This window comes from Acinetobacter venetianus RAG-1 = CIP 110063 (genome assembly GCF_000368585.1).
GTDB classification, from domain to species: Bacteria; Pseudomonadota; Gammaproteobacteria; order Pseudomonadales; family Moraxellaceae; genus Acinetobacter; species Acinetobacter venetianus.
In genome coordinates, this window is record NZ_KB849556.1 from 105,250 (window position 1) to 126,762 (window position 21,513).

Below are 21,513 nucleotides of genomic sequence, written 5' to 3' on the forward strand. Positions count from 1 at the left end.
TGTGACCCAGTCGGGAGAGCGTAGCTCCTCGACACACGGAGAAAAAAATTGAAAGACTTGCTCGATATCATGCGTAAGAAAACGGATTCAGAAGGTCATGCACCTATTGAATTTGACCGTATCCGTATTGGTCTTGCGTCACCAGAGATGATTAAGTCATGGTCTCACGGTGAAGTTAAAAAACCTGAAACCATTAACTACCGTACTTTTAAACCTGAACGTGACGGTTTGTTCTGTGCCAAAATTTTTGGTCCAGTAAAAGATTACGAATGCTTGTGTGGTAAATACAAGCGTATGAAATATAAAGGCGTCATTTGTGAAAAATGTGGCGTTGAAGTAACAACTGCAAAAGTTCGTCGTGAACGTATGGGTCACATCGAGCTTGCTTCTCCAGTTGCACACATCTGGTTCTTGAAATCATTACCGAGCCGTATCGGTTTACTTCTTGATATGACTTTACGTGATATCGAGCGCGTATTGTATTTCGAATCTTATGTTGTAACAGATCCTGGTATGACTCCGTTTGAAAAGTATCAACTTTTAACAGACGAAGAATACTACAATGCACTTGAAGAACACGGTGATGAATTCACTGCGAAAATGGGTGCAGAAGCAGTTCAGGATTTGTTAAAAGATATTGATCTTGAAGCAGAAATTTCACGTTTACGTGAAGAAATTCCACAAACAACGTCTGAAACGAAGCTTAAGAAAGCTTCTAAGCGTTTGAAATTGATGGAAGCTTTCAAAGATTCAAACAACAAGCCTGAATGGATGGTAATGAATGTACTTCCAGTGCTTCCACCAGACTTACGTCCGCTTGTACCACTTGAAGGTGGTCGTTTCGCGACTTCAGACTTGAACGATTTATATCGTCGTGTGATCAACCGTAACAACCGTTTAAAGCGTCTTCTTGACCTTGCTGCACCAGACATCATCGTACGTAACGAAAAACGTATGTTACAAGAGTCTGTTGATGCATTACTTGATAACGGTCGTCGTGGTCGTGCGATTACAGGTTCGAACAAACGTCCATTGAAATCTTTGGCAGATATGATCAAAGGTAAACAAGGTCGTTTCCGTCAAAACTTGCTCGGTAAGCGTGTTGACTATTCAGGTCGTTCGGTAATTACCGTTGGTCCTACTTTACGCCTTCACCAGTGTGGTCTTCCGAAGAAAATGGCACTTGAATTATTCAAGCCATTCATTTTCGCAAAACTACAAGCTTCTGGCCAAGCAACAACCATTAAAGCTGCGAAGAAAATGGTTGAGCGTGAAACACCTGAAGTTTGGGACGTTTTAGCACACGTTATTCGTCAACATCCAGTCATGTTGAACCGTGCGCCAACACTTCACCGTCTAGGTCTTCAAGCATTTGAACCTATCTTGATCGAAGGTAAGGCAATCCGTCTTCACCCACTCGTATGTGCTGCGTTCAACGCCGACTTCGATGGTGACCAAATGGCGGTACACGTTCCATTGACATTGGAAGCACAGTTAGAAGCTCGTGCGTTGATGATGTCAACGAATAACATCTTGTCGCCTGCAAACGGTGAGCCAATTATCGTTCCTTCTCAAGACGTTGTCTTGGGCCTTTACTACATCACGCGTGATGCGGTAAATGCCAAAGGTGAAGGCATGGTATTTGCGGATACTCACGAAGTTAACCGTGCGTTAGCGACTGGTAAAGTTGCAATCCATGCACGCGTAAAAGTACGTGTACACCAAACTGTGATTGACGAAAACGGTAACCGTGAAAAGCAAACCATTATTGTTGATACAACACCTGGCCGTTGCTTGTTATGGGAAGTTGTTCCACAAGGTCTAAGCTTTGAATCGATCAACCTTGAGATGACCAAGAAAAACATCTCTAAGTTAATCAACTCTTGCTACCGTAAACTTGGTTTGAAAGATACTGTTATCTTCGCTGACCAATTGATGTATTTGGGCTTCCGTCAAGCGACTCGCTCAGGTGTTTCTGTTGGTATGGAAGACATGCTTATTCCGCCAACTAAACATGCAATTATCGATAAAGCTGAAACAGAAGTTCGTGAAATCGAACAACAGTTTGAACAAGGTTTCGTAACTGCGGGCGAGCGTTATAACAAAGTTGTCGATATTTGGGCACGTACAAACGACCAAGTAGCGAAAGCGATGATGGATAACTTGTCTTATACACTTGTGAAAAACAAACAAGGTGAAGACGAGAAGCAAAAATCATTCAACTCGATTTATATGATGTCTGACTCGGGTGCCCGTGGTAGTGCGGCGCAGATTCGTCAGCTTGCTGGTATGCGTGGCTTGATGGCGAAGCCGGATGGCTCGATCATTGAGACACCAATTAAAGCAAACTTCCGTGAAGGTTTGACCGTACTTCAGTACTTCATCTCGACACACGGTGCACGTAAAGGTTTGGCCGATACTGCATTGAAAACTGCGAACTCTGGTTACTTGACACGTCGTCTTGTAGATGTAGCACAAGATTTGGTAATTACTGAATCTGACTGTGGTACAGCTGGTGGTCTAGTAATGACACCATTCATTCAAGGTGGTGACGTTATTGAACCATTACGTGACCGTGTATTAGGTCGTGTAACAGCTGAAGATGTACGTCGTGCATCTGATGATGAAGTGGTTCTTCCACGTGGTACGCTCATTGACGAGAAAATCGCTGCTCAGCTTGAAGAAGCAGGTGTCGATGAAGTTAAAGTCCGTTCTGTAATCGCATGTGAATCTACATTCGGTGTATGTGCACGTTGTTATGGTCGTGACCTTGCACGTGGTCATTTGGTGAATCCAGGTGAATCAGTAGGTGTAATGGCTGCACAATCAATTGGTGAACCAGGTACACAGTTAACGATGCGTACGTTCCACGTTGGTGGTGCTGCGAGCCGAACTTCTGCTGCAAACAGTGTTCAAGTACGTAATAAAGGTACTGTACGTTTCCACAACGTGAAAACTGTACAACATGCCAAAGGTCACCAAGTATCTGTTTCACGTTCAGGTGAAATTGGTATTGCGGATGATTTAGGTCGTGAGCGCGAGCGTTATAAGCTTCCTTACGGTGCAAGCATCTTGTTGAAAGATGGTGAAGCTGTAGAAGCTGGCGGTATTGTAGCGACTTGGGATCCACATACACATCCACTTGTTACCGAAGTTGCTGGTAAAGCACGTTTCAGCCAGATTGCTGATGGTGTAACTGCAACATCTAAGACAGATGATGCAACTGGTATGACAACAGTTGAAATCTTGCCTGTAACAGCACGTCCTGCTTCTGGTAAAGATTTACGTCCAGCAATCGTGTTGGATACAACAGATGGTGGTGAACAGTTCTACTTCTTGCCACAGAACACAATCGTAACTGTCCGTGATGGCGAAACGATTGGCGTGGGTGACGTCATTGGTCGTGTACCACAAGAAACTTCACGTACTCGTGATATTACTGGTGGTCTTCCGCGTGTAGCTGACTTGTTCGAAGCACGTAAGCCGAAAGAGCATGCGATCCTTGCAGAAGTATCAGGTGTTGTAAGCTTCGGTAAAGAGACCAAAGGTAAGAACCGTTTAGTGATTACGCCAGATGATGGTTCTGAGATCTACGAAGAATTGATTCCAAAATGGCGTCAAATCAACGTGTTCGAAGGTGAGCATGTAAACCGTGGTGAGACAATCTCTGATGGTCCACAAAACCCACATGACATCTTACGTTTGAAAGGCGAAGTAGCATTAACTAACTACATCGTGAACGAAGTTCAAGACGTTTACCGTCTCCAAGGTGTAAAAATCAACGATAAGCACATTGAAGTTGTTGTACGTCAAATGTTGCGTAAAGTTGATATCACTGATGGCGGAGATACAAGCTTCATCAAAGGTGAGCAAGTGGATTACATCCGTGTTGTTCAAGAGAACCAAGCTGTCTTGGCTCAGAACAAGTTCCCTGCGAAGTTTGAACGTCAATTGATGGGTATCACGAAAGCATCGCTTTCTACTGACTCGTTCATTTCTGCTGCATCGTTCCAAGAAACAACTCGTGTGTTAACTGAAGCGGCTGTAACAGGTAAAGAAGATGATTTACGTGGCTTGAAAGAAAACGTTGTTGTGGGTCGCTTGATCCCAGCGGGTACAGGTCTTGCGTATCACTTAGAGCGTCGTCGCCAAGAAGCAGAAGCTGCTGAATTTGAACTTCACAATGACTTTAGTGAAGTAGACCAAGCATTTAGTCAAGCATTGAACTCAGACCAGTTCTAAGTTCTCGCTGATCAAAAAAGGCACCTTTGGGTGCCTTTTTTTATTGAAAGCTTAAAAAGAGTACGTCTTTTACAAAACACTAAACGATTCAGTAAATGTAATAACAGAATGTGATCAAACTCCACATAAAAGAAGATTATGATTTTTAATAGAACGTATAGGAGTGAATAGACTCATGAAAAAAACAATTGGTTTAGTTTCAACTTTGATGCTATCTGCGGTATTTTTTACAGGTTGCCAAAATATGAGCGCATCTGATCAACGAATTGGTGCAGCGGCTTTAGGTGGTGCTGTAGGCGGTGGTGTAGGTAACCATGTTGGTGGTGGTATTGGCGCGGGTGTAGGTGCAGCAGCAGGTGCGGGCGTTGGTTCAAACACACAAGGTGGCAGCCGTAATACTACGACAAGCAGTGCAATTGGTGCAGGTATCGGTTCAGTTGTCGGTAAGGCACTTTTAGGTGGTGATTCTGGGGCTGCGATCGGTGGTGCGATTGGTGGTGGTGCTGGTGCAGCAATCCAAGAGAAGAAATAATCTTTTCACTTTATAAAATACCCACATTCATAATGTGGGTGTTTTATTATGAGCTGGCTCTAGGTTTTTTACGGCGGATATATAGTATTTTTTCAACCTCAGCAATCCGAGTTCCAGACTCATCCACAATATTTAAGGTATAAGTGCGAAATACAGGTTCATGATTCTCTGCGAGTTGCTTAATTTCATTAATCTCAGCAGCACTCAGTTGAATATCTGCATAGACTGTATTTCGGCCTGGAGAAAGGAAGTTAATCGAGGCACTCTTGTCCCAGACAATATATTTATGACCCAAATGATGCATTAAAATCAGCATATAAAAGGGATCAACCATGGAGTAAAGGCTTCCTCCAAAATGAGTTCCAACAATATTACGATTCTTTCTTGTGAGTGGCATTTGGACGCGAATGTGGTAATGATCCAAATCAATTGTTTCAATCGAAATACCTGCTCCACGATAGGGCGAGTAGTGATTGAGGATAAATTTTGAAACAATAGGAATGGTTCGAATCTTTCTGAAAAAATCTTTCATGGTCAATTTTTTTTCTTGCAACTCTATTCATACTCCATAAGTATCACTTTTATTGCACCGCTGGCAATGGTTGTTTCATGAACAGCCGATAGAAAACAAAATGGGAAAAATTATGCAAGCACAAGTCAAAACAGTCACAACGTCAGATCAGCAAACACTGTGTGTAAAAACATGGGGAGATGAGAAAAAAACGCCTTTAGTTTTAGTGCATGGCTATCCAGATAATCAGGAAGTTTGGGAACCAATCATTGAAAAACTAATCAATGATTATTACGTGGTGACTTATGACGTGCGTGGTGCAGGCTTATCTTCAATTCCTAAGCGTATTAAAGACTATCGTTTGCCACGCTTATCTTTAGACTTACAGGAAGTGGTTGATCAAGTGCTTCCGAATCGTAATTTCCATATGGCAGCCCATGATTGGGGTTCTTTGCAGTCATGGGAATCTGCAACTGAGCCTAAGTTAAAAGGTCGTCTATTGTCTTATACAACGATTTCAGGACCGTGTTTAGATCATGCATCATTGTATTTGCGTGAGAAATTTAAATCAGCTCCAAGCAATGTGCTGAAAATGCTGACCAAATCATGGTATATCGGTGCTTTCCATTTACCTTTGGTTGCTCCAACTGTATGGACATTTTTTAGTCCAGAAAAATGGGGCAAGATTTTAAGTGGTTTAGAGAAGAAACAAAACTTACCTTTAAATGCAAATATTGTTGCCGATGGTAAATATGGAATTAACTTATATCGAGCGAACTTTATTCCATCGCTGACTCAACCACGTCAGCGTTATGCGCAGTGTCCGGTTCAGGCGATTGTATTACGTCGTGATGCCTTTGTAAGCCCAGAATACATCACTGAATCCATGCCAAAATGGGTTGAAAAATTTGAATATGTTGAGCTAGATGCAAATCACTGGGCAGTACTCAGTCAGCCTGAAAAAATTGCCGATTATATTCGCCAATTTATCGTGAAAAATGCATAAATAAAAATCAACTGACAGCAATCGCAGAATTTAAACTCTGTTAGAATGACGCCCTCGTTTCATTTAGTTCAAAGTTATGTTCGCGATTATTGCAGCGGTTGCTGTCATGTTCGGCCTTTCATTGGGGCGAGTTCCAGTTGTTTTTGCACTTGTAATTGGAGCTTTAACGGGAGGTTTGTTAGCAGGCCTAGGGGTACAAGGTACGTTAGACGCATTTAATAATGGTCTGGGCGGCGGTGCGCAAATTGCACTTGCTTATGGCGTGCTTGGTGCTTTTGCTTTGGCACTTGCTCGTTCTGGTTTACCTGATTTACTTGCTTATAAATTAGTTAAAAGTCTTAAAAATGATGCAGATATTCGTGCTCAGAAGAAGGTGAAATTTCTCATTTTTCTTACAGTTGGCGCGGCTGCGGTGGCATCGCAAAATGTCATTCCAGTACACATTGCATTTATTCCAGTTTTGATTCCACCGTTATTGATTGTTTTCAACCATCTACGTTTAGACCGTAGAGCGATTGCGTGTGTGCTAACTTTTGGCTTAGTTGCAACGTATATGTTCTTGCCTATGGGATTTGGTGCGATCTTCTTAAATGATATTTTAGCGCACAATATTAACCATTTTGGTCAAAGCTACGGTTTCCATATCAGCAACGATCAAATTCCTCGAGCAATGTTGATTCCTGTCTCTGGAATGTTCTTGGGGATGTTAACAGCGGTTTTTATTAGCTATCGTAAGCCGCGAGATTATCAAGACAAAGCATTGCATAACGTTGCTCGTAGCATCGTGGGTGAAATGACACAAGAACAACAAGCACCACAGATTGCAAAGTTCACGTTATTCATGGCTGCATTTGCGATTCTCGCTACGATTGTTGTACAGCTTTATTCAGACTCAATGATCGTCGCGGGCTTAGTTGGTGTGGCGATCTTGAGTTGTGCTGGAATCTTTAAATGGAAAGAAGCTGATGATGTGATCGTGACAGGTATGCGCATGATGGCACTGGTTGGTTTTACTATGATTGCTGCCCAAGGTTTTGCCGCAGTTATTGAAGCAACCAATCAGGTTCCTGAGCTTGTGAAAGCTACAGCTGGCTGGATTGGGGATAGTAAAGCCTTAGCTGCTTTTGTCATGCTTTTGGTCGGTCTGTTGATCACACTCGGTATTGGTTCTTCATTTTCTACTGTACCGATCTTAGCCATTATGTATGTGCCATTATGTTTGCAGTTTGGTTTTAGCCCGATGGCAACGATTGCAATCATCGGAACTGCTGCTGCATTGGGTGATGCAGGCTCTCCAGCTTCAGATTCAACTCTTGGACCAACATCGGGTTTGAATATGGATGGTCAACATGATCATATGAGGGATAGCGTTGTACCTACCTTTTTGCATTTCAACATACCATTGATCATTTTTGGTTGGATTGCTGCAATGGTTTTATAAAAATTAAAACTGTATTTAGGCTCTATTTATAGAGCCTTTTTTATTGATTGAGAAATACATCACAGAAAAGTGTTTTTTAATAATCTTGATATCAAAATAAAAATATAGGCATGACATTTTTTGTCTGTTTATTAATCTATTTGTATAATGCTGTCATTTTATTATTTTAAGATTAAATTATATTTTTAAGTATTTTAAAATGTATTATTTAAAATAACTTTACTATTTTGGTTGGATATTTAAAGTATACAAAAAAGCTAGGTTTTATAGTGATTTAACTTTACTTAATTTGTCAGAATTATTAATTATTACATAATTTTACAAATATAAATTTATATTATTCAATATTTTATAAAAATAAATAAAATGGTCGGAATTTATGTGTATTGCATAATGTAAAAATACATGTCTATTATTATGCACAAGATCAATAATTTGTTAATGAGGTTGTTTAAATGTTAAAGAAAGCGCTCGTTATTGCTTTGCTGGGATTATCTTCAACTGCTTTTGCAGGTGGTTTTCAAGTTAAGGTCGGTGCAAGTTTAATTGATCCAACAGCGGATACTACACTTGCTCCAGGTGCAACTGTGAAAGGGGATCACGAGTTTGCATTTACGCCATCTGTTGAATATTTCTTCGGAGATACTCCTTTTTCTGCTGAGCTATTATTAGCTAATCCAATCAACCATGATGTACTTTTAAATGGTGATAAAGTTGCTAGTGTTCGTCAGTTACCACCAACAATTACAGCAAAATATAACTTCAAAAACTCAACTCGTTTTACACCTTATATTGGTGTAGGTGGTACGGCTTTTATTGCATGGCATGAGAAAGGCGTAGCCGATGATGTGAAAAATACCTACGGTTTTGCTGGTCAGCTTGGTTTCAACTTCCAGCCAGCAGATGCGAAAAATTGGGGCGTATATATGGATGTTCGTTATGCGGATATCAGTCCTGAAGTGAAGCTTGTAGATGGGACTAAATTTGATTTAGATCTTAATCCAGTCGTTTACACACTAGGTTATAGCTACAAATTCTAAGCTCAACCTAACCTTAAAGAAACCTCACGAAACGTGAGGTTTTTTTCAATTTAAATATAAAAAGAAACAAGGAATCTTCATTTCGTTTTGTATGCTGAAAAGAATGAAAAGTCATTCAGGGAAAAGTGATGCGACAAAAAGTCATTTATTCAGCCACACTCTTGGTTTCTAGTTTATTGATGTCAAATACGCATGCTGCCAGCTTTTCGTGTAAGGCTGCAAAATTAAAAGCCGAACAGAAAATCTGCTATACGCTCGTTTTAAATGATGCAGATGTTCGACTTGCGACGACCTATCAGATTGTTTTACATGCTTTACCAATGGGCGGACGTGATGCAGAAAAAGATCAGCAATTTAAATGGTTAAAGCAAAGAAATGCTTGTGGTTCGAATACTCAATGTATTCAAAGAGCTTATCAACAGCGTCAGCAACAATTAGATCTGTTGTTACAGGAACGCGTACTAAGTCATGGTCCTTTTTGATTGATTCGATTGTTAAATGTTAAAAAATAAGCAAACAAGGATTGAAAAATCGTAGAGATACACCATTCATAAATCATTCTAATTTGATAAGTCTCAAAATAAGGAGTGATTTATGAGTGAACAAGCATCACAAAATTATAGTTTCCAAGCTGAAGTTGCTCAGTTATTGCATTTAGTGACGCATTCTCTCTATTCAAACCCTGAAATTTTCTTACGTGAATTAATCTCAAATGCCTCTGATGCATGTGACAAATTACGTTTTGAAGGAATTAATCATCCTGAATATTATGAAAATGATCCTGATTTGCATGTACGGGTAACGCTAGATAAAGACAATAAAACACTCACCATTTCAGATAATGGGATTGGTTTAAGCCAGCAAGAAGCGATTGATAACCTTGGAACAATTGCAAAATCAGGCACCAAAGACTTTATGTCGAAATTAACAGGTGATCAAAAAGCAGATGCACAATTGATTGGTCAGTTTGGTGTAGGTTTTTATTCTGGTTTTATTGTTGCTGACAAAATCACTGTTGAATCTCGTCGTGCGGGTGCAGATGCGGCTGAAGGTGTACGTTGGATTAGTGGTGGAACTGGTGAGTTTGAAGTCCAAACGATTGATAAAACCACACGTGGAACAGATATCATCCTCCATTTACGCGATGATGCGCTTGAGTATCTAGAATCGTGGAAAGTGAAGCAGATCATTAATAAATATTCTGACCATATTAGCTTGCCAATTGAAATGCAAAAAGAAGTTTGGCAAGAGGAAGAGGTTGCTGAGGGTGAAGAACCTAAAGGCGGCCAAATGGTCAAGACTGACGAATGGGAAGCGATTAACTCTGCGAGTGCGTTGTGGACACGCAGTAAAAATGAAATCACTGATGAGCAATATATCGAGTTCTACAAGAATTTAAGCCATGATTTTGCTGAGCCTTTGGCGTGGGCGCATAATCGTGTTGAAGGTAGTACTGAATATACTCAATTGCTTTATATTCCAAGCCAAGCGAAACAAGATTTGTTTACTCGTGAGGCGAAAGCAGGCATTAAGCTCTATGTGAAGCGTGTCTTCATCATGGATGAAGCAGATAACCTCATTCCAAACTATTTACGCTTTGTACAGGGTGTCGTGGATAGCGCTGACTTACCGCTGAACGTGAGCCGTGAATTGCTACAAGAGAGCCGTGATGTTAAAACGATTCGTGAAGGAAATGCACGCCGTGTTTTAACCTTGATTGATGGTTTAGCTAAATCGGAAGATGAAAAAGACCAAGAGAAATTCAAAACGTTCTATAGTGAATTTGGTTCAGTGTTGAAAGAAGGCCTAGGTGAAGACTTTGGTAATCGTGAACGTATTTTAAAATTATTACGTTATGCAACATCTACCAATGATGAGATCACCACATCTTTTGCTGAATATAAAGCGCGCATGAAAGAAGGGCAAAAAGCAATCTATTATGTGACTGCTGATAGTCTAACTGCTGCGAAGAACTCACCACAACTTGAACTATTCAAGAAAAAAGGTATTGAAGTGCTTTTAATGGCAGACCGAGTTGATGAATGGGCAATGAATTTTGTCAATGAATTTGACGGTACGCCATTACAAAACGTGTCAAAAGGTGCGGTTGATTTGGGAGACTTACAAGATGCTGATGAGAAAAAAGCACTTGAAGAAGCTGCTGAGCAATTCAAACCTGTTGTTGATCGTTTAACCACTTCATTGAAAGATAAAACCAAAGAAGTACGTGTAACCACGCGATTAGTTGATTCACCAGCGTGTTTGGTTACGAGTGAAGGTGAGTTATCGCCACAACTAATCCGTATGCTGAAGCAAGCTGGTCAGGCGGTACCAGAAATTAAACCGACTTTGGAAATCAACCCAGAGCATCCACTGGTGAAAAAATTGGAAAGCTCTGCGCAGTTTGATGATCTTGCAAATGTGATTTTTGATCAAGCTGTGATTGCAGAAGGTGGTTTGCCCGAAGATCCTGCAGCTTATGTGAAGCGCATTAATAGTTTATTGATGAAATAAATGATTAAAAAAACCTCTGATTCGTCAGAGGTTTTTCTTATGGATAAATGTAAAGTTATCCACAGTTTCGTTGCTTATTTCATCAGAACAATGTTTCTAAGCGGACAAATGTACTCACATAATGATTCCGATCTTCTCGGTGATCATTGAAATAATTTAAATCGCCTTGAACAAAAAACCATTCACGCCAAAGCGGTTGTCTCCAAGAAACAAAAGGCCCCCAACTGTTTAAGCGCAGGTCATTATTGTTGTAATAACCACCTGTATAGATACCATAGTTAAATTTGTTGTTGGCAAAGAATTGGTGCTGACGAAATATTCGGTTATCCCATCGTAAGTCATCATCTTGATCATCTGCATAGGTGAGGCTGAGTTGATCTGATAAAAAGGGTTCATTCGGACGAGCATGGATGAGTTCTAAATTGGTTCTAAGATAGTTTTCGCTTTGGCTGCCATAGCGATAGATTTGCTCAGCATTAAAACGGAAATCATTTTCTAAATCCCAATATTTTTTCGCGCGTAAGCGTAAGTAAATGTCATCCCCTGAACGTATACCGATATCTGCATCTGTTTCAAACGGAAGTTTTTTCGAAAAGTTCGACCAGCGTAATGCAATGGATCCATTGTTATCACGTGTTTGTTTTGAATCAAATTTTTTGTCTGGGTCCTGATTTGGTTGGGTGTTAGTATTGGCAATATTATTATCAAATTCATCATCTAGTGAATCATCACCGAAGACTAAGCTAAATCTTTTCTCTAATGTGGGAAGCTTAATTTTTCCTCGAATACGAGGTTTGACTTCATATCCATCATATTCGTTCCAATAGTTATCCAACATAAAACGAATCGTTGCAGAAGCAGGTTTGTCAGGATCAACATCGCCAAACCAATCATCAATTTTCACAGAAGTGCGATCTGCCCAATTGCGAATATCTCGCTGTTTTCGATCTACCCAAGTTTTCTCCTCAGTCTCAGACATTGGCGGTACATTAGGTTGATTAGATTGTTCAGGGAGTATCGTTGGGGTTGCATCAACCCATTTGGGAATATAGTTCAGAACGCTTTCAGAGCTTTTATTCTGCGTCTCTTGAGTATCATTTTGCGAATCAGGAGTGGTTTCATCAGCAGCGTAAGTCACATTAATTGACCCAAGCGAAAGTGCCAAAATGCTGTAAAAAAGATGAGCAGGTACCGTTTTTTGGAAAATATTCATAATGAAAACTTTTATATTGTTCTTAGTATCAATTTTGATTATTTCATCAATAAAATCAATACCAAGACACAAAAAGCAGCAATTCATTCATTTGGGTTTACAAGAAAAATGTATTCGCCAAAAAAGAAAAGTCATCAGCAAAATTTTGATGATGACTTACGTATTATATTAAGTAGATCATGATAGATCTGAATTTTCTAAAGCTTGATATAAATCATTGACGGAAATAGGTTGAGCAAGGCTGCTAATCACTTGACGAATTAATTGCCATGTATAGCCATCAGTACGATCAAGCAATAGGTAAGGATAAGCTTGATCTTCGGCAGATAACTTAATCCGTTCTGCACCATGGATGACACGAATCTTTTGATGCTCTTTGAGTAAAATAACAGGAGTTAAAAAGTTCGCTGCTGTTTCCTCAAAAGGAATAAACTTTTTCGTGTTAATAAATGATACTGGAATATATGGGTACGCTTCTTCATTTCGTTGCCAAACTTGTGCACCGTTCATAATGCATTCATTAAAAAGTGTTTCATGCTGGTGATAAAACTTTTTAAATGTCGTCCAAGTGGTTTGATGAATTGAGCTTGTTCTAGTATGACGTTGGTCTGTATATGCTTGTAGCACTGTAATCGCATAGTCGACACTATGCGTACCAATTAGAACCACATAATGTGAAAACTGACCTTGTTCGTAAAGTTGTTCCGCAATGAAAATTTGAGCGGTTCCCCAGTGCGGTTGCTCATCATTTTCTGCTTTTAAATAGAGCCAATCAATTTTGATATTTTGATTAATTTCATCATGTAGCTCTACACGATACAAGGATGGGTATAATTTAGGATCTACGCGCTCTAGGCGGCATAATAAGCCATCTAAATTAAAATCTTTGAGTGCAACAGGCTTCGCTTTATTAATATTTGCAACAGAAGGTGAGTTTTGTCTAAAGCTTGGTCTAGGACGTGTTGCCGTGACTGTACTTGAATTACTCGAAGGCGTTACAGGTTGAATTTTTTCTTGAATAATCGCTTCGAGTTGTGACTCAAAGTTTGCAGTTTCTTTACGTAATAATGAGAGTTGTTCTTGAGCAGAAAGCGTTGTCGGCATTTCGTTGTGAGCTTCTAAAACTGGAATGATGGTTTTTAATTCCTCATCAGTTCGAATAAATTCACGACTATGCTTTTTTAACCATTCAAGCGCTTCTTGAGTTGAGGTCATCCATGGACTTTTTAAGAATGATAATGATGGACGAATGACCCATATTTGCCAATGCTGTGATTGACGTAGAGCAGCCCAACCCATATCTGCTGAAGCAAATAAGGCACTTTCAACTTTTCCCATAAAATTATAGGTTCCTCGATAGGTCATTGAGAAACCATAATCTTCCAAATCTTGTTTTGAAAATTCTTCTTGTTGCATAAATTCTTTAAAAGCCGTTAGTTCATCCTGAAACAGTGGGTCATTGCATGACGCACAGATATCTTTGATTCGTTGTTTCGATTTTGCAATTTCAAAAAGTGAAGCTTTATTATCATTGAGGCCAACGATCAAATGTTTGAGCTCGTCAACCAATAGTGCTTTCTCTAATACGTCCATTGCCTGTTTCCTTAGAGATAGGCTTGAGCCTGTTTTAAATAATGAATCAGTACTACATTTACAGCATTTTCGAGCAATTTATATTCAGTTGTAGTCGTCAGAGTATGCTGATGCGCTAATGCTACAAGCTGTTTTATACAAATATGTTCAGGCTGAACTTGACCACTCAATAAGGCTTGTAACTCTTGCATTTCCATAACAAAAGATTGTCACTTTATGACGATTATAGAAGAAATATAGGCAAAATCTAGAGAACGTCAATTGGTAGAGAATCTCATTTGAGGATTCTAAATCGAGATGTTGATCATGTTTTATTGGTAAAATAAAAACACTTTAAAAGAATGAATCGGATAATTAGATGGTACTGTAAAAATACATCTATAAATTTATAAGCAGCTTGTGATTTCGTTCACAAATCAACTAGCTAAAAGTTGAGCAATAAGCTCATGAACTTTGTTACAGGATTTTTTGGCTGAGATAGGCGGTATTTTTTTAAAGATAATTGGTTTAAATCAACAAATTAAGTTCTATAAAGAATGAGCTCTATCTAACGATAAAACTCATCTGTAGGTTTAATTATTTAAGGTTTGATTTCGCAAGAGTCATCATTACATTGTGCAGCATCGGTCTGTTCAATATTTTGATCATCTGACTCTGCTTGCTGCAAAGCTTGTAAGAAAACTTCACGAGGTTGCGCCCCCGAAAGTGCGAGCTTTTGATCAAACACAAAAAATGGCACGCCAGTAACTTTAAGTTGCTCATGTGCAATTTTTTCATCATGACGAACAAAATCAGCGAGTTCATCTGAATCTAATACATATTCAACTTCAGCATTGTCTAAACCGATACGTGATGCAATTTCCTCAACAACTTCACGTTCTCCAATCGCAAGACCTTCGGTCATATACGCGTGGAAGAAAGCTTCTTTTGCTTCGTTTCCTAGTCCCTTACTTTGTGCAAGATGAATAATACGATGTGCATTAAAGCTATTACCTGAATTGGCTTTCTGCCATTGGAAGTCGATGCCTTCTGATGCTGCCATTGCTGCAACATTACGCTCCATCTCTTCCATTTCAGCGTAGCTTCGACCGTACTTTTTAGCTAAACGCTCTGTATTTGATGTGTCATGTTTTGCGGGTGCATTTGGATCAAGTTCAAAACTATGCCAATGGATTTCCAGCTCAATACCTGCTTCCTCAGCAACATGTTCTAAGCGTTTTTTACCGATATAACAAAAAGGGCAGACCACATCTGACCAAATATCTACACGCATGATTGATCTCTTTAATTAACATTAAACAGATAATAGGGACTGTGTACACGAATTTAAAGCGGTGTGAATGTAATGCAGCGTTACGTACACTGCAATAAAAACGATATACTATCTAAGTATTGTCTTGATTAAACTTAGATAAAACATAAAAAATATAATGAAATGAGGAGGCTTTATGCGCCGTGTATTAGTTTTGATCGGTGTGGTCGTGCTGTGTATCGGTTCATTTTTTTTCTACCAACATTACCAACAGCAGCGTGTTTTAAACAATCAAAAAATGTTCGATGTGGTCATGTCTGAAAAAATGCGTGCTCTTTATATGCAAGCACAGGATTGGTCGACACCTGTACAGCTGGATATTCATGATGATCGTCTGTCAGGTGATTATAAGAAAATGTCAGAGTTTTTGCTGACTTATTGGATGCAAAATATTGAAGCGCGAAATCAATATTTACGTGAGTTAAAAGCTGCAAATTGGGATACATTTTTGGATGTTGAACGTTTGGATCGTGATCGTAAACAGGACTATGCAGAAACTGAAAAAATGCTTGCTGATGTAACAAAGATTTCCGCTGAATATGAAAAACAACGTCTACAACTTCAATTGAGTTCATTGCAACAGGCAAAACAGTTGTCAATTGACGATGAAATGAAAACGTCATTATTGGCAAAAATTGAAAGCAATATCAATGCAGAAAATGCTGATGATATATTCGTTATAGAACAACAAATTATTGAAAAAGCACAGGCGATGTTTGATTTATTGAAAAAGGATCAGTGGCAGAAAAAAGGTAAGATGATTCTTTTCCCAGAAACAGCGCAAGTAAAAAAGTTTAATGCTTTATATCAAGATGTTTTAAAGCTAAATGCCAAAATGAATAACATCAAGAAAAACAATACTGAAGTTTTGGATGAGGAACTTTAAATTTTTAAAAAGACAATGATTTGATATTTAAGTCATTGTCTTTTTTTAATGATCATCAATCGAAAATTTTATCTGCCGCTTGGAAAGGTAGGCTAACGACATCAATTGCAACTGCAAAAGGTAGCAGCACCAGCTTCTCAAAAGGATTTAAGCTAGATTTTGATTGGTAACTTTCTTGCTTATTTGTGTAGATTGTAACTTGATAGGACTTGCTGAGTGCTTTGAGTGAAGTGAGGTTGTTAGCAACAGGATACACCACACCAGCCAATTTAAGATCAAAACAGAATCGCTGTGCTTGCATACGTTCATCACTAGAACTTGAGCATTCTCTCGCACCATTTTCAATGAAAAACGCTAAGTCTTTTTTGCTTAAATCTTCTTTGAGCTTTACATAAGAAAGCGGCAGTGTGCCTGAGAAATGCCCGTCATTTTTTTCAGAATAAAAACTGAGGTCTCGCGTGATTTGGATATTTTTAGGATCAAGCTTGCTGATAAGAGTGAAGAACTGTGCACCTCCCTGAGTGAGGACATAGCTATTCTTTTGACCCGCAATCACAATGCTATCTTTAGGTAAATTTGCAGATAGTTGGGCAGGGCGACCAAAGGCAACAACATTATCTTCAACTAAAGTAACTTTGGTGGTTCGATTATAAGTTTTATGATCTTTTGTGATGAGCGTTTTGGTTGCACAGCCTGATAATAGTATCCCTGTCAGTGCGATCACACTTGTTATTTTCATTGAAGTGAACAACATCTAAGACTCCTAATGATTTGAATTTTAAAATCAAAAAAATGAATATTTATAAAACAATCAAAAGACCATAATAAAAAAAATGAGTTGAAGCTAGACGTTTTATGACTAATATGCTGATTTTTACAAAGATTACACATATTTTATAAGGGCGAATAATTTGCTATTTAGTACAAAATTTTAATGATATTTACCGTTTATCAGACCCATACTGAATCTATAACGACTTTGTTGTAACCTAATTTTATAGATTTTATTTATTCATCTTGAGCTGGTTGAAGTTTGCATATGGTGAATGATTTTTGGAGTAAGCGATGAACGTTTTAAAACGATCAGCCCTCATTTTTATTTTTTCTTCTATGATGGGCGTACCTGCTGTTTATGCTGAGGATGAAGTGGCTTCACTGCCTACGATCCGTCTCATGGCTGAATCTGAGTTACGTGAAGAAGTTGGGATTGTTCCATATCAAGAAGATAAAAATGTACGACAAGCCCTTCAACATCATCTCTATAAAGTCAATTTAGATATGCAAAATCAAGAAGTGAGTGAAAGTGTTGGAGGTCTTAATTACCAGCCTCAAGCTGCTCAACCTGATTTGTCATACGTTCCAGCGATATTACAACAATATATTTTGGCGGTGGCAAACGGTTTTCAGTCATCAGATCCAACGAATGGTGTTTTTAAAATGCTAGAACCATTGAATATCAATCGGGATAATGCAATTGATTTTCAGAATGGAACAATGAAAGTTGATCTTAGCGATCTTTTGAAATTACAACAGCAAATCCGAGATGGATTAAATCCTCCACCGAGTCCATTGTTTCCGCGTTAAAAATTTTATCCTAGCTATAAAAAATCCCCGCATATAGCGGGGATTTTTTATCTCAGTGTTGATTAAACACGTTCGATAATGGTCGCGATACCTTGACCAAGACCAATACACATAGTCGCAAGACCGATTTGTGTATCTTGTTGTTCCATCACGTTCAACAATGTTGTTGTGATACGAGCACCTGAACAACCCAATGGGTGACCCAATGCAATCGCACCACCATTCAAGTTGATGATGTCTTGTTTGTCATAAACGCCTAAGCCTTTCATTACTGATAAGCCTTGAGCAGCAAATGCTTCGTTTAACTCAATCGTTTGGATGTCAGCCATCGTCAAACCAGCACGTTTAAGTGCTTTTTGAGTTGCTGGAACTGGACCGTAACCCATGATCGCAGCATCACAACCTGCAATTGCCATTGAACGAATCACAGCACGTGGTTTTAAACCCAATGCTTGAGCACGCTCAGCAGACATCAGCAACATTGCAGATGCACCGTCAGAAAGCGCAGATGAAGTTGCAGCTGTTACTGAACCACCTTTAGGATCGAAAACTGGTTTCAATGCTTGGAACGCTTCAAGGTTTGCATCTGGACGAATTACTTCGTCGATGTCGCAAAGGATTTTGAAGCCATTGGCATCATGACCTTCTACGCCAACGATTTCGTTTTTGAAACGACCTTCTTGAGTTGCAGCCCAAGCACGACGGTGAGATTCAACACCGAAAGCATCTTGCTCTTCACGAGAGATACCGTTCATGCGACCTAACATTTCAGCCGTTAAGCCCATCATGTTAGATGCTTTTGCATAGTGTTTAGATGCTTCAGGGTTCAGGTCGATGCCGTGCATCATACCGACGTGACCCATATGCTCAACACCACCAATGATGAATACATCACCTTGATTCGTCGCGATTTGAGCAGCAGCCGTATGGATTGCTTGCATAGAAGAACCACAAAGACGGTTAACTGTTTGACCACCAGCAGTCTTTGGAATATCAGCCAATAAACCAATGTTACGAGCAATGTTCATACCTTGCTCTAAAGTTTGGTTTACACAGCCCCAGATTACGTCTTCAACTTCATTGGTATCAAACTGGTTACGAGCAACAAGTGCACGTACTAATTCAGCAGATAAACTGTCGGCACGTACATTGCGGAACATACCGTTACGTGATTTGCCCATGGCAGAACGAACGCCATCAACAATCACAACGTCACGTGGATTTAAAGTAGCCATTCACGTCGCTCCTTAACCGTAGAATTTTGTGTTGTTAGCAGCCATGTCACGCAACATTTGTGGCGCTTCATAAGCCTTACCTAAGTGTGCATATTTGTCGCAAAGCGCAACGTATTCAGCAACACCAGTTTGGTCGATGTAACGGCATGGACCACCACGGAATGGAGGGAAACCTACACCCATGATCATCGCCATATCTGCTTCAGAAGCAGTTGCAACAATGTTGTCTTCTAAGCAACGAACGGTTTCGTTACAGAAAGCAAGCATCATACGATCAATGATTTCTTGGTTATCAAACTCGCGTTTTTCACCAGTAACGTAAGGAGCGATGATTTCGTATGCTGTTGGATCAACAGTTTTCGCTTTCTTACCTTTCTTATCTAACACGTATTTGTAGAAACCAACGTCATTCTTTTGACCAAGACGTTTTGCTTCATACATTGCTTCGATAGAACCTTTGTAGTCAGGCTTCATACGGTCAGGGAAACCTTCTGCCATCACTTCTGCACCATGAACACCCGTGTCGATACCAACAACGTCGATCAGGTATGCAGGACCCATCGGCCAGCCAAATTTCGCCATTACATTATCAACTTGCTGGAAGTCAGCACCGTCTTTAACAAGTAGGTCGAATGCACCGAAGTAAGGGAACAATACACGGTTTACTAAGAAGCCTGGGCAGTCGTTTACAACGATTGGTGTTTTACCCATTTTCTGAGCAAGAACAACAGTTGTTGCGATTGCTTCTTCAGAAGTTTTCTCACCACGAATGACTTCAACCAATGGCATCATGTGTACTGGGTTGAAGAAGTGCATACCAACGAAGTTTTCAGGACGTTGTAATGCTTTCGCCAAACGAGTAATCGAGATTGTAGATGTGTTAGAGGCAATGATCGTGTTTTCACGAACATGTTTTTCAGTATCAGCAAGTACGATTTCTTTAACTTTTGGATTTTCAGTTACCGCTTCGATCACGATATCCACTTCTTTAAACTCATCGTAGCTCAAAGTAGGACGGATGCGAGCAAGTGTTTCACCCATTTGCGCTGGTTTCATTTTCTTGCGTTCAACTTGCTTAGTGAGCAAGCCATTCGCTTCTTTCATACCGAGTGCAAGTTGTGGGTTACCAATGTCTTTCATGATGATTGGAGTGCCTTTGCTTGCCGCTTGGTAAGCAATACCACCACCCATGATACCCGCACCTAAAACAGCTGCTTGGTTTACAGGATGAGCACCTTTCTCATATTTTTTCGCAGTTTTCTTCACAACTTGATCGTTGATGAATAAACCGATTAATGCACCAGCTTGTGGTGTGATTGCTGCTTTAGCAAAACCTTGAGCTTCTGCTTTTAATGCATCATCACGTGTTGAGCTTGCGCCTGCTTGTAAAGAATCAAGTAATAATTTTGGAGCAGGGTACTGCGCAGGATTTGCTTTAGCAAGAACTGCACCTTTCGCAGTATTGAACGCCATCATTTGTTCAAGTGGGTTCAATTTGATTGCGTCTAATTTTTCTTGACGCTTTGCTTTCCAGTTCAAACGACCAGCAAGTGCTTGTTTAACTAAGTCAACAGCAGCTTCTTGGAGTTTGTCAGCAGCAACAACTGCATCTACAGCACCATCTTTAAGTGCAGCAGCTGGCTTCTTAGGATTCGCCATTGCCATCCATTCAACGGCATTGTCGATACCGATGACACGGCTTAAACGTACGCTACCACCAAAACCAGGATAGATACCCAATTTGATTTCTGGTAAGCCAACTTGAGCTTGCTCAGACATGACACGGTAGTCACACACTAAGCACATTTCAAAGCCACCGCCAAGTGCCATGCCATTGATCGCAGCTACTTTAGGGATATCTAAATCTTCAAAACTGTTGAAGATTTCGTGTACAGGCATAAGCCAATCAATGATTGCTTGTTCACCAGCAGCGAAATTGTCGCCAAATTCAGTAATGTCAGCACCAACGATAAATGTTGATTTGCCAGAAGTAACAACTAAGCCTTTAATATCGTTATTGGCTTTAACTGCAGCAATCGCTGCTTGGAAGTCTTCAATGGTCGCACGGTTAAATTTATTAACCGACTCACCTTGTAAGTCAAAGCGGAATTCTGCAATTCCGTCCGCAAGCATTTGGACGGTAATGGCATTGCCAGCGTGGATCATGCCTGATCTCCCTTGTTGTGGAGGATTCTGAGTTGATGTCATAAAGCCTGAGTGCAATTAAGTGCACAAAATGCTTCGCTAATCTTACGATAACTATATCCAAAAAGGACATAACAAGTTGTATCAAGCCGTGACGCTAGGGTCATCTATTCTTTTTAGACTAAGATTTATCAGAACTACTTGATTATTATTTTTTAGAATTTTTATAAAAAACAATAATTAATGTTTTATTGTCGGT

General features: G+C 39.7%; 17 protein-coding genes. 9 read left to right on the forward strand and 8 right to left on the reverse strand.

Features of this window, described 5'->3' with window-relative positions; all coding sequences use genetic code 11:
- Positions 1 to 48: 48 nt before the first annotated feature.
- Together rpoC and F959_RS00530 are read left to right on the forward strand one after the other, a co-directional pair.
- Entirely contained in the window at positions 49 to 4,242 is a 4,194-nt protein-coding gene (rpoC, locus tag F959_RS00525; protein WP_004876420.1) for a DNA-directed RNA polymerase subunit beta', read from the forward strand.
- Between the two features lie 175 nt (positions 4,243 to 4,417).
- Positions 4,418 to 4,774 carry a hypothetical protein gene (locus F959_RS00530; RefSeq protein ID WP_004876421.1) on the forward strand — a complete coding sequence of 119 codons (357 nt, stop codon included), beginning with the start codon at positions 4,418 to 4,420 and terminating at the stop codon, positions 4,772 to 4,774.
- 46 nt (positions 4,775 to 4,820) lie between these two features.
- Here F959_RS00530 and F959_RS00535 read toward each other — a convergent pair whose 3' ends face one another.
- The gene (locus F959_RS00535; protein WP_007480159.1) at positions 4,821 to 5,327 is read right to left on the reverse strand and encodes a DUF4442 domain-containing protein; all 507 of its coding nucleotides are present in this window, start codon (positions 5,325 to 5,327) and stop codon (positions 4,821 to 4,823) included.
- A 91-nt stretch (positions 5,328 to 5,418) separates the two neighbouring features.
- On the opposite strand from F959_RS00535, the gene F959_RS00540 reads away from it, so the two are divergent.
- The 5 genes from F959_RS00540 to htpG all read left to right on the forward strand — a co-directional run bounded on the left by F959_RS00540 (position 5,419) and on the right by htpG (position 11,286).
- The gene (locus F959_RS00540) at positions 5,419 to 6,291 is read left to right on the forward strand and encodes an alpha/beta fold hydrolase (protein WP_004876424.1); all 873 of its coding nucleotides are present in this window, start codon (positions 5,419 to 5,421) and stop codon (positions 6,289 to 6,291) included.
- 76 nt (positions 6,292 to 6,367) lie between these two features.
- A complete protein-coding gene (locus F959_RS00545; RefSeq protein WP_004876426.1) occupies positions 6,368 to 7,732 on the forward strand; it encodes a Na+/H+ antiporter family protein in 1,365 nt (454 codons plus the stop codon).
- A gap of 455 nt (positions 7,733 to 8,187) precedes the next feature.
- Positions 8,188 to 8,772, forward strand: coding sequence for an OmpW/AlkL family protein (locus F959_RS00550; protein WP_004876427.1), 585 nt, complete (start codon positions 8,188 to 8,190; stop codon positions 8,770 to 8,772).
- 128 nt (positions 8,773 to 8,900) lie between these two features.
- Positions 8,901 to 9,254, forward strand: coding sequence for a lysozyme inhibitor LprI family protein (locus F959_RS00555; RefSeq protein ID WP_004876429.1), 354 nt, complete (start codon positions 8,901 to 8,903; stop codon positions 9,252 to 9,254).
- Between the two features lie 112 nt (positions 9,255 to 9,366).
- Positions 9,367 to 11,286: a molecular chaperone HtpG gene (htpG, locus tag F959_RS00560; protein WP_004876430.1), complete on the forward strand. Its 1,920-nt coding sequence runs from the start codon at positions 9,367 to 9,369 to the stop codon at positions 11,284 to 11,286.
- Between the two features lie 82 nt (positions 11,287 to 11,368).
- Here the strand turns inward: htpG and F959_RS00565 are convergent, their stop codons facing one another.
- The 4 genes from F959_RS00565 to F959_RS00585 form a co-directional block, all read right to left on the reverse strand.
- On the reverse strand, positions 11,369 to 12,499 hold the full coding sequence (locus F959_RS00565) for a hypothetical protein (RefSeq protein ID WP_004876432.1): 1,131 nt from the start codon (positions 12,497 to 12,499) through the stop codon (positions 11,369 to 11,371).
- A gap of 177 nt (positions 12,500 to 12,676) precedes the next feature.
- Positions 12,677 to 14,092, reverse strand: coding sequence for a hypothetical protein (locus F959_RS00575; protein ID WP_004876434.1), 1,416 nt, complete (start codon positions 14,090 to 14,092; stop codon positions 12,677 to 12,679).
- A gap of 11 nt (positions 14,093 to 14,103) precedes the next feature.
- On the reverse strand, positions 14,104 to 14,289 hold the full coding sequence (locus F959_RS00580) for a hypothetical protein (RefSeq protein ID WP_004876437.1): 186 nt from the start codon (positions 14,287 to 14,289) through the stop codon (positions 14,104 to 14,106).
- 383 nt (positions 14,290 to 14,672) lie between these two features.
- On the reverse strand, positions 14,673 to 15,365 hold the full coding sequence (locus tag F959_RS00585) for a DsbA family oxidoreductase (RefSeq protein WP_004876438.1): 693 nt from the start codon (positions 15,363 to 15,365) through the stop codon (positions 14,673 to 14,675).
- Positions 15,366 to 15,540: 175 nt separating this feature from the next.
- Here F959_RS00585 and F959_RS00590 point away from each other — a divergent pair, with 175 nt between their 5' ends.
- Positions 15,541 to 16,290: a hypothetical protein gene (locus F959_RS00590; protein ID WP_004876440.1), complete on the forward strand. Its 750-nt coding sequence runs from the start codon at positions 15,541 to 15,543 to the stop codon at positions 16,288 to 16,290.
- Between the two features lie 55 nt (positions 16,291 to 16,345).
- Here F959_RS00590 and F959_RS00595 read toward each other — a convergent pair whose 3' ends face one another.
- Positions 16,346 to 17,044, reverse strand: a complete 699-nt coding sequence (locus tag F959_RS00595; RefSeq protein ID WP_004876442.1) for a YidX family protein — start codon at positions 17,042 to 17,044, stop codon at positions 16,346 to 16,348.
- A 311-nt stretch (positions 17,045 to 17,355) separates the two neighbouring features.
- On the opposite strand from F959_RS00595, the gene F959_RS00600 reads away from it, so the two are divergent.
- Entirely contained in the window at positions 17,356 to 17,874 is a 519-nt protein-coding gene (locus F959_RS00600) for a hypothetical protein (RefSeq protein ID WP_004876443.1), read from the forward strand.
- Between the two features lie 62 nt (positions 17,875 to 17,936).
- Here the strand turns inward: F959_RS00600 and fadA are convergent, their stop codons facing one another.
- Positions 17,937 to 19,109: an acetyl-CoA C-acyltransferase FadA gene (fadA, locus tag F959_RS00605; RefSeq protein WP_004876444.1), complete on the reverse strand. Its 1,173-nt coding sequence runs from the start codon at positions 19,107 to 19,109 to the stop codon at positions 17,937 to 17,939.
- 12 nt (positions 19,110 to 19,121) lie between these two features.
- Positions 19,122 to 21,275 (reverse strand): fatty acid oxidation complex subunit alpha FadB, encoded by a 2,154-nt coding sequence (gene fadB / locus F959_RS00610; RefSeq protein ID WP_004876445.1) that lies wholly within the window; start codon positions 21,273 to 21,275, stop codon positions 19,122 to 19,124.
- Positions 21,276 to 21,513 lie beyond the last annotated feature (238 nt).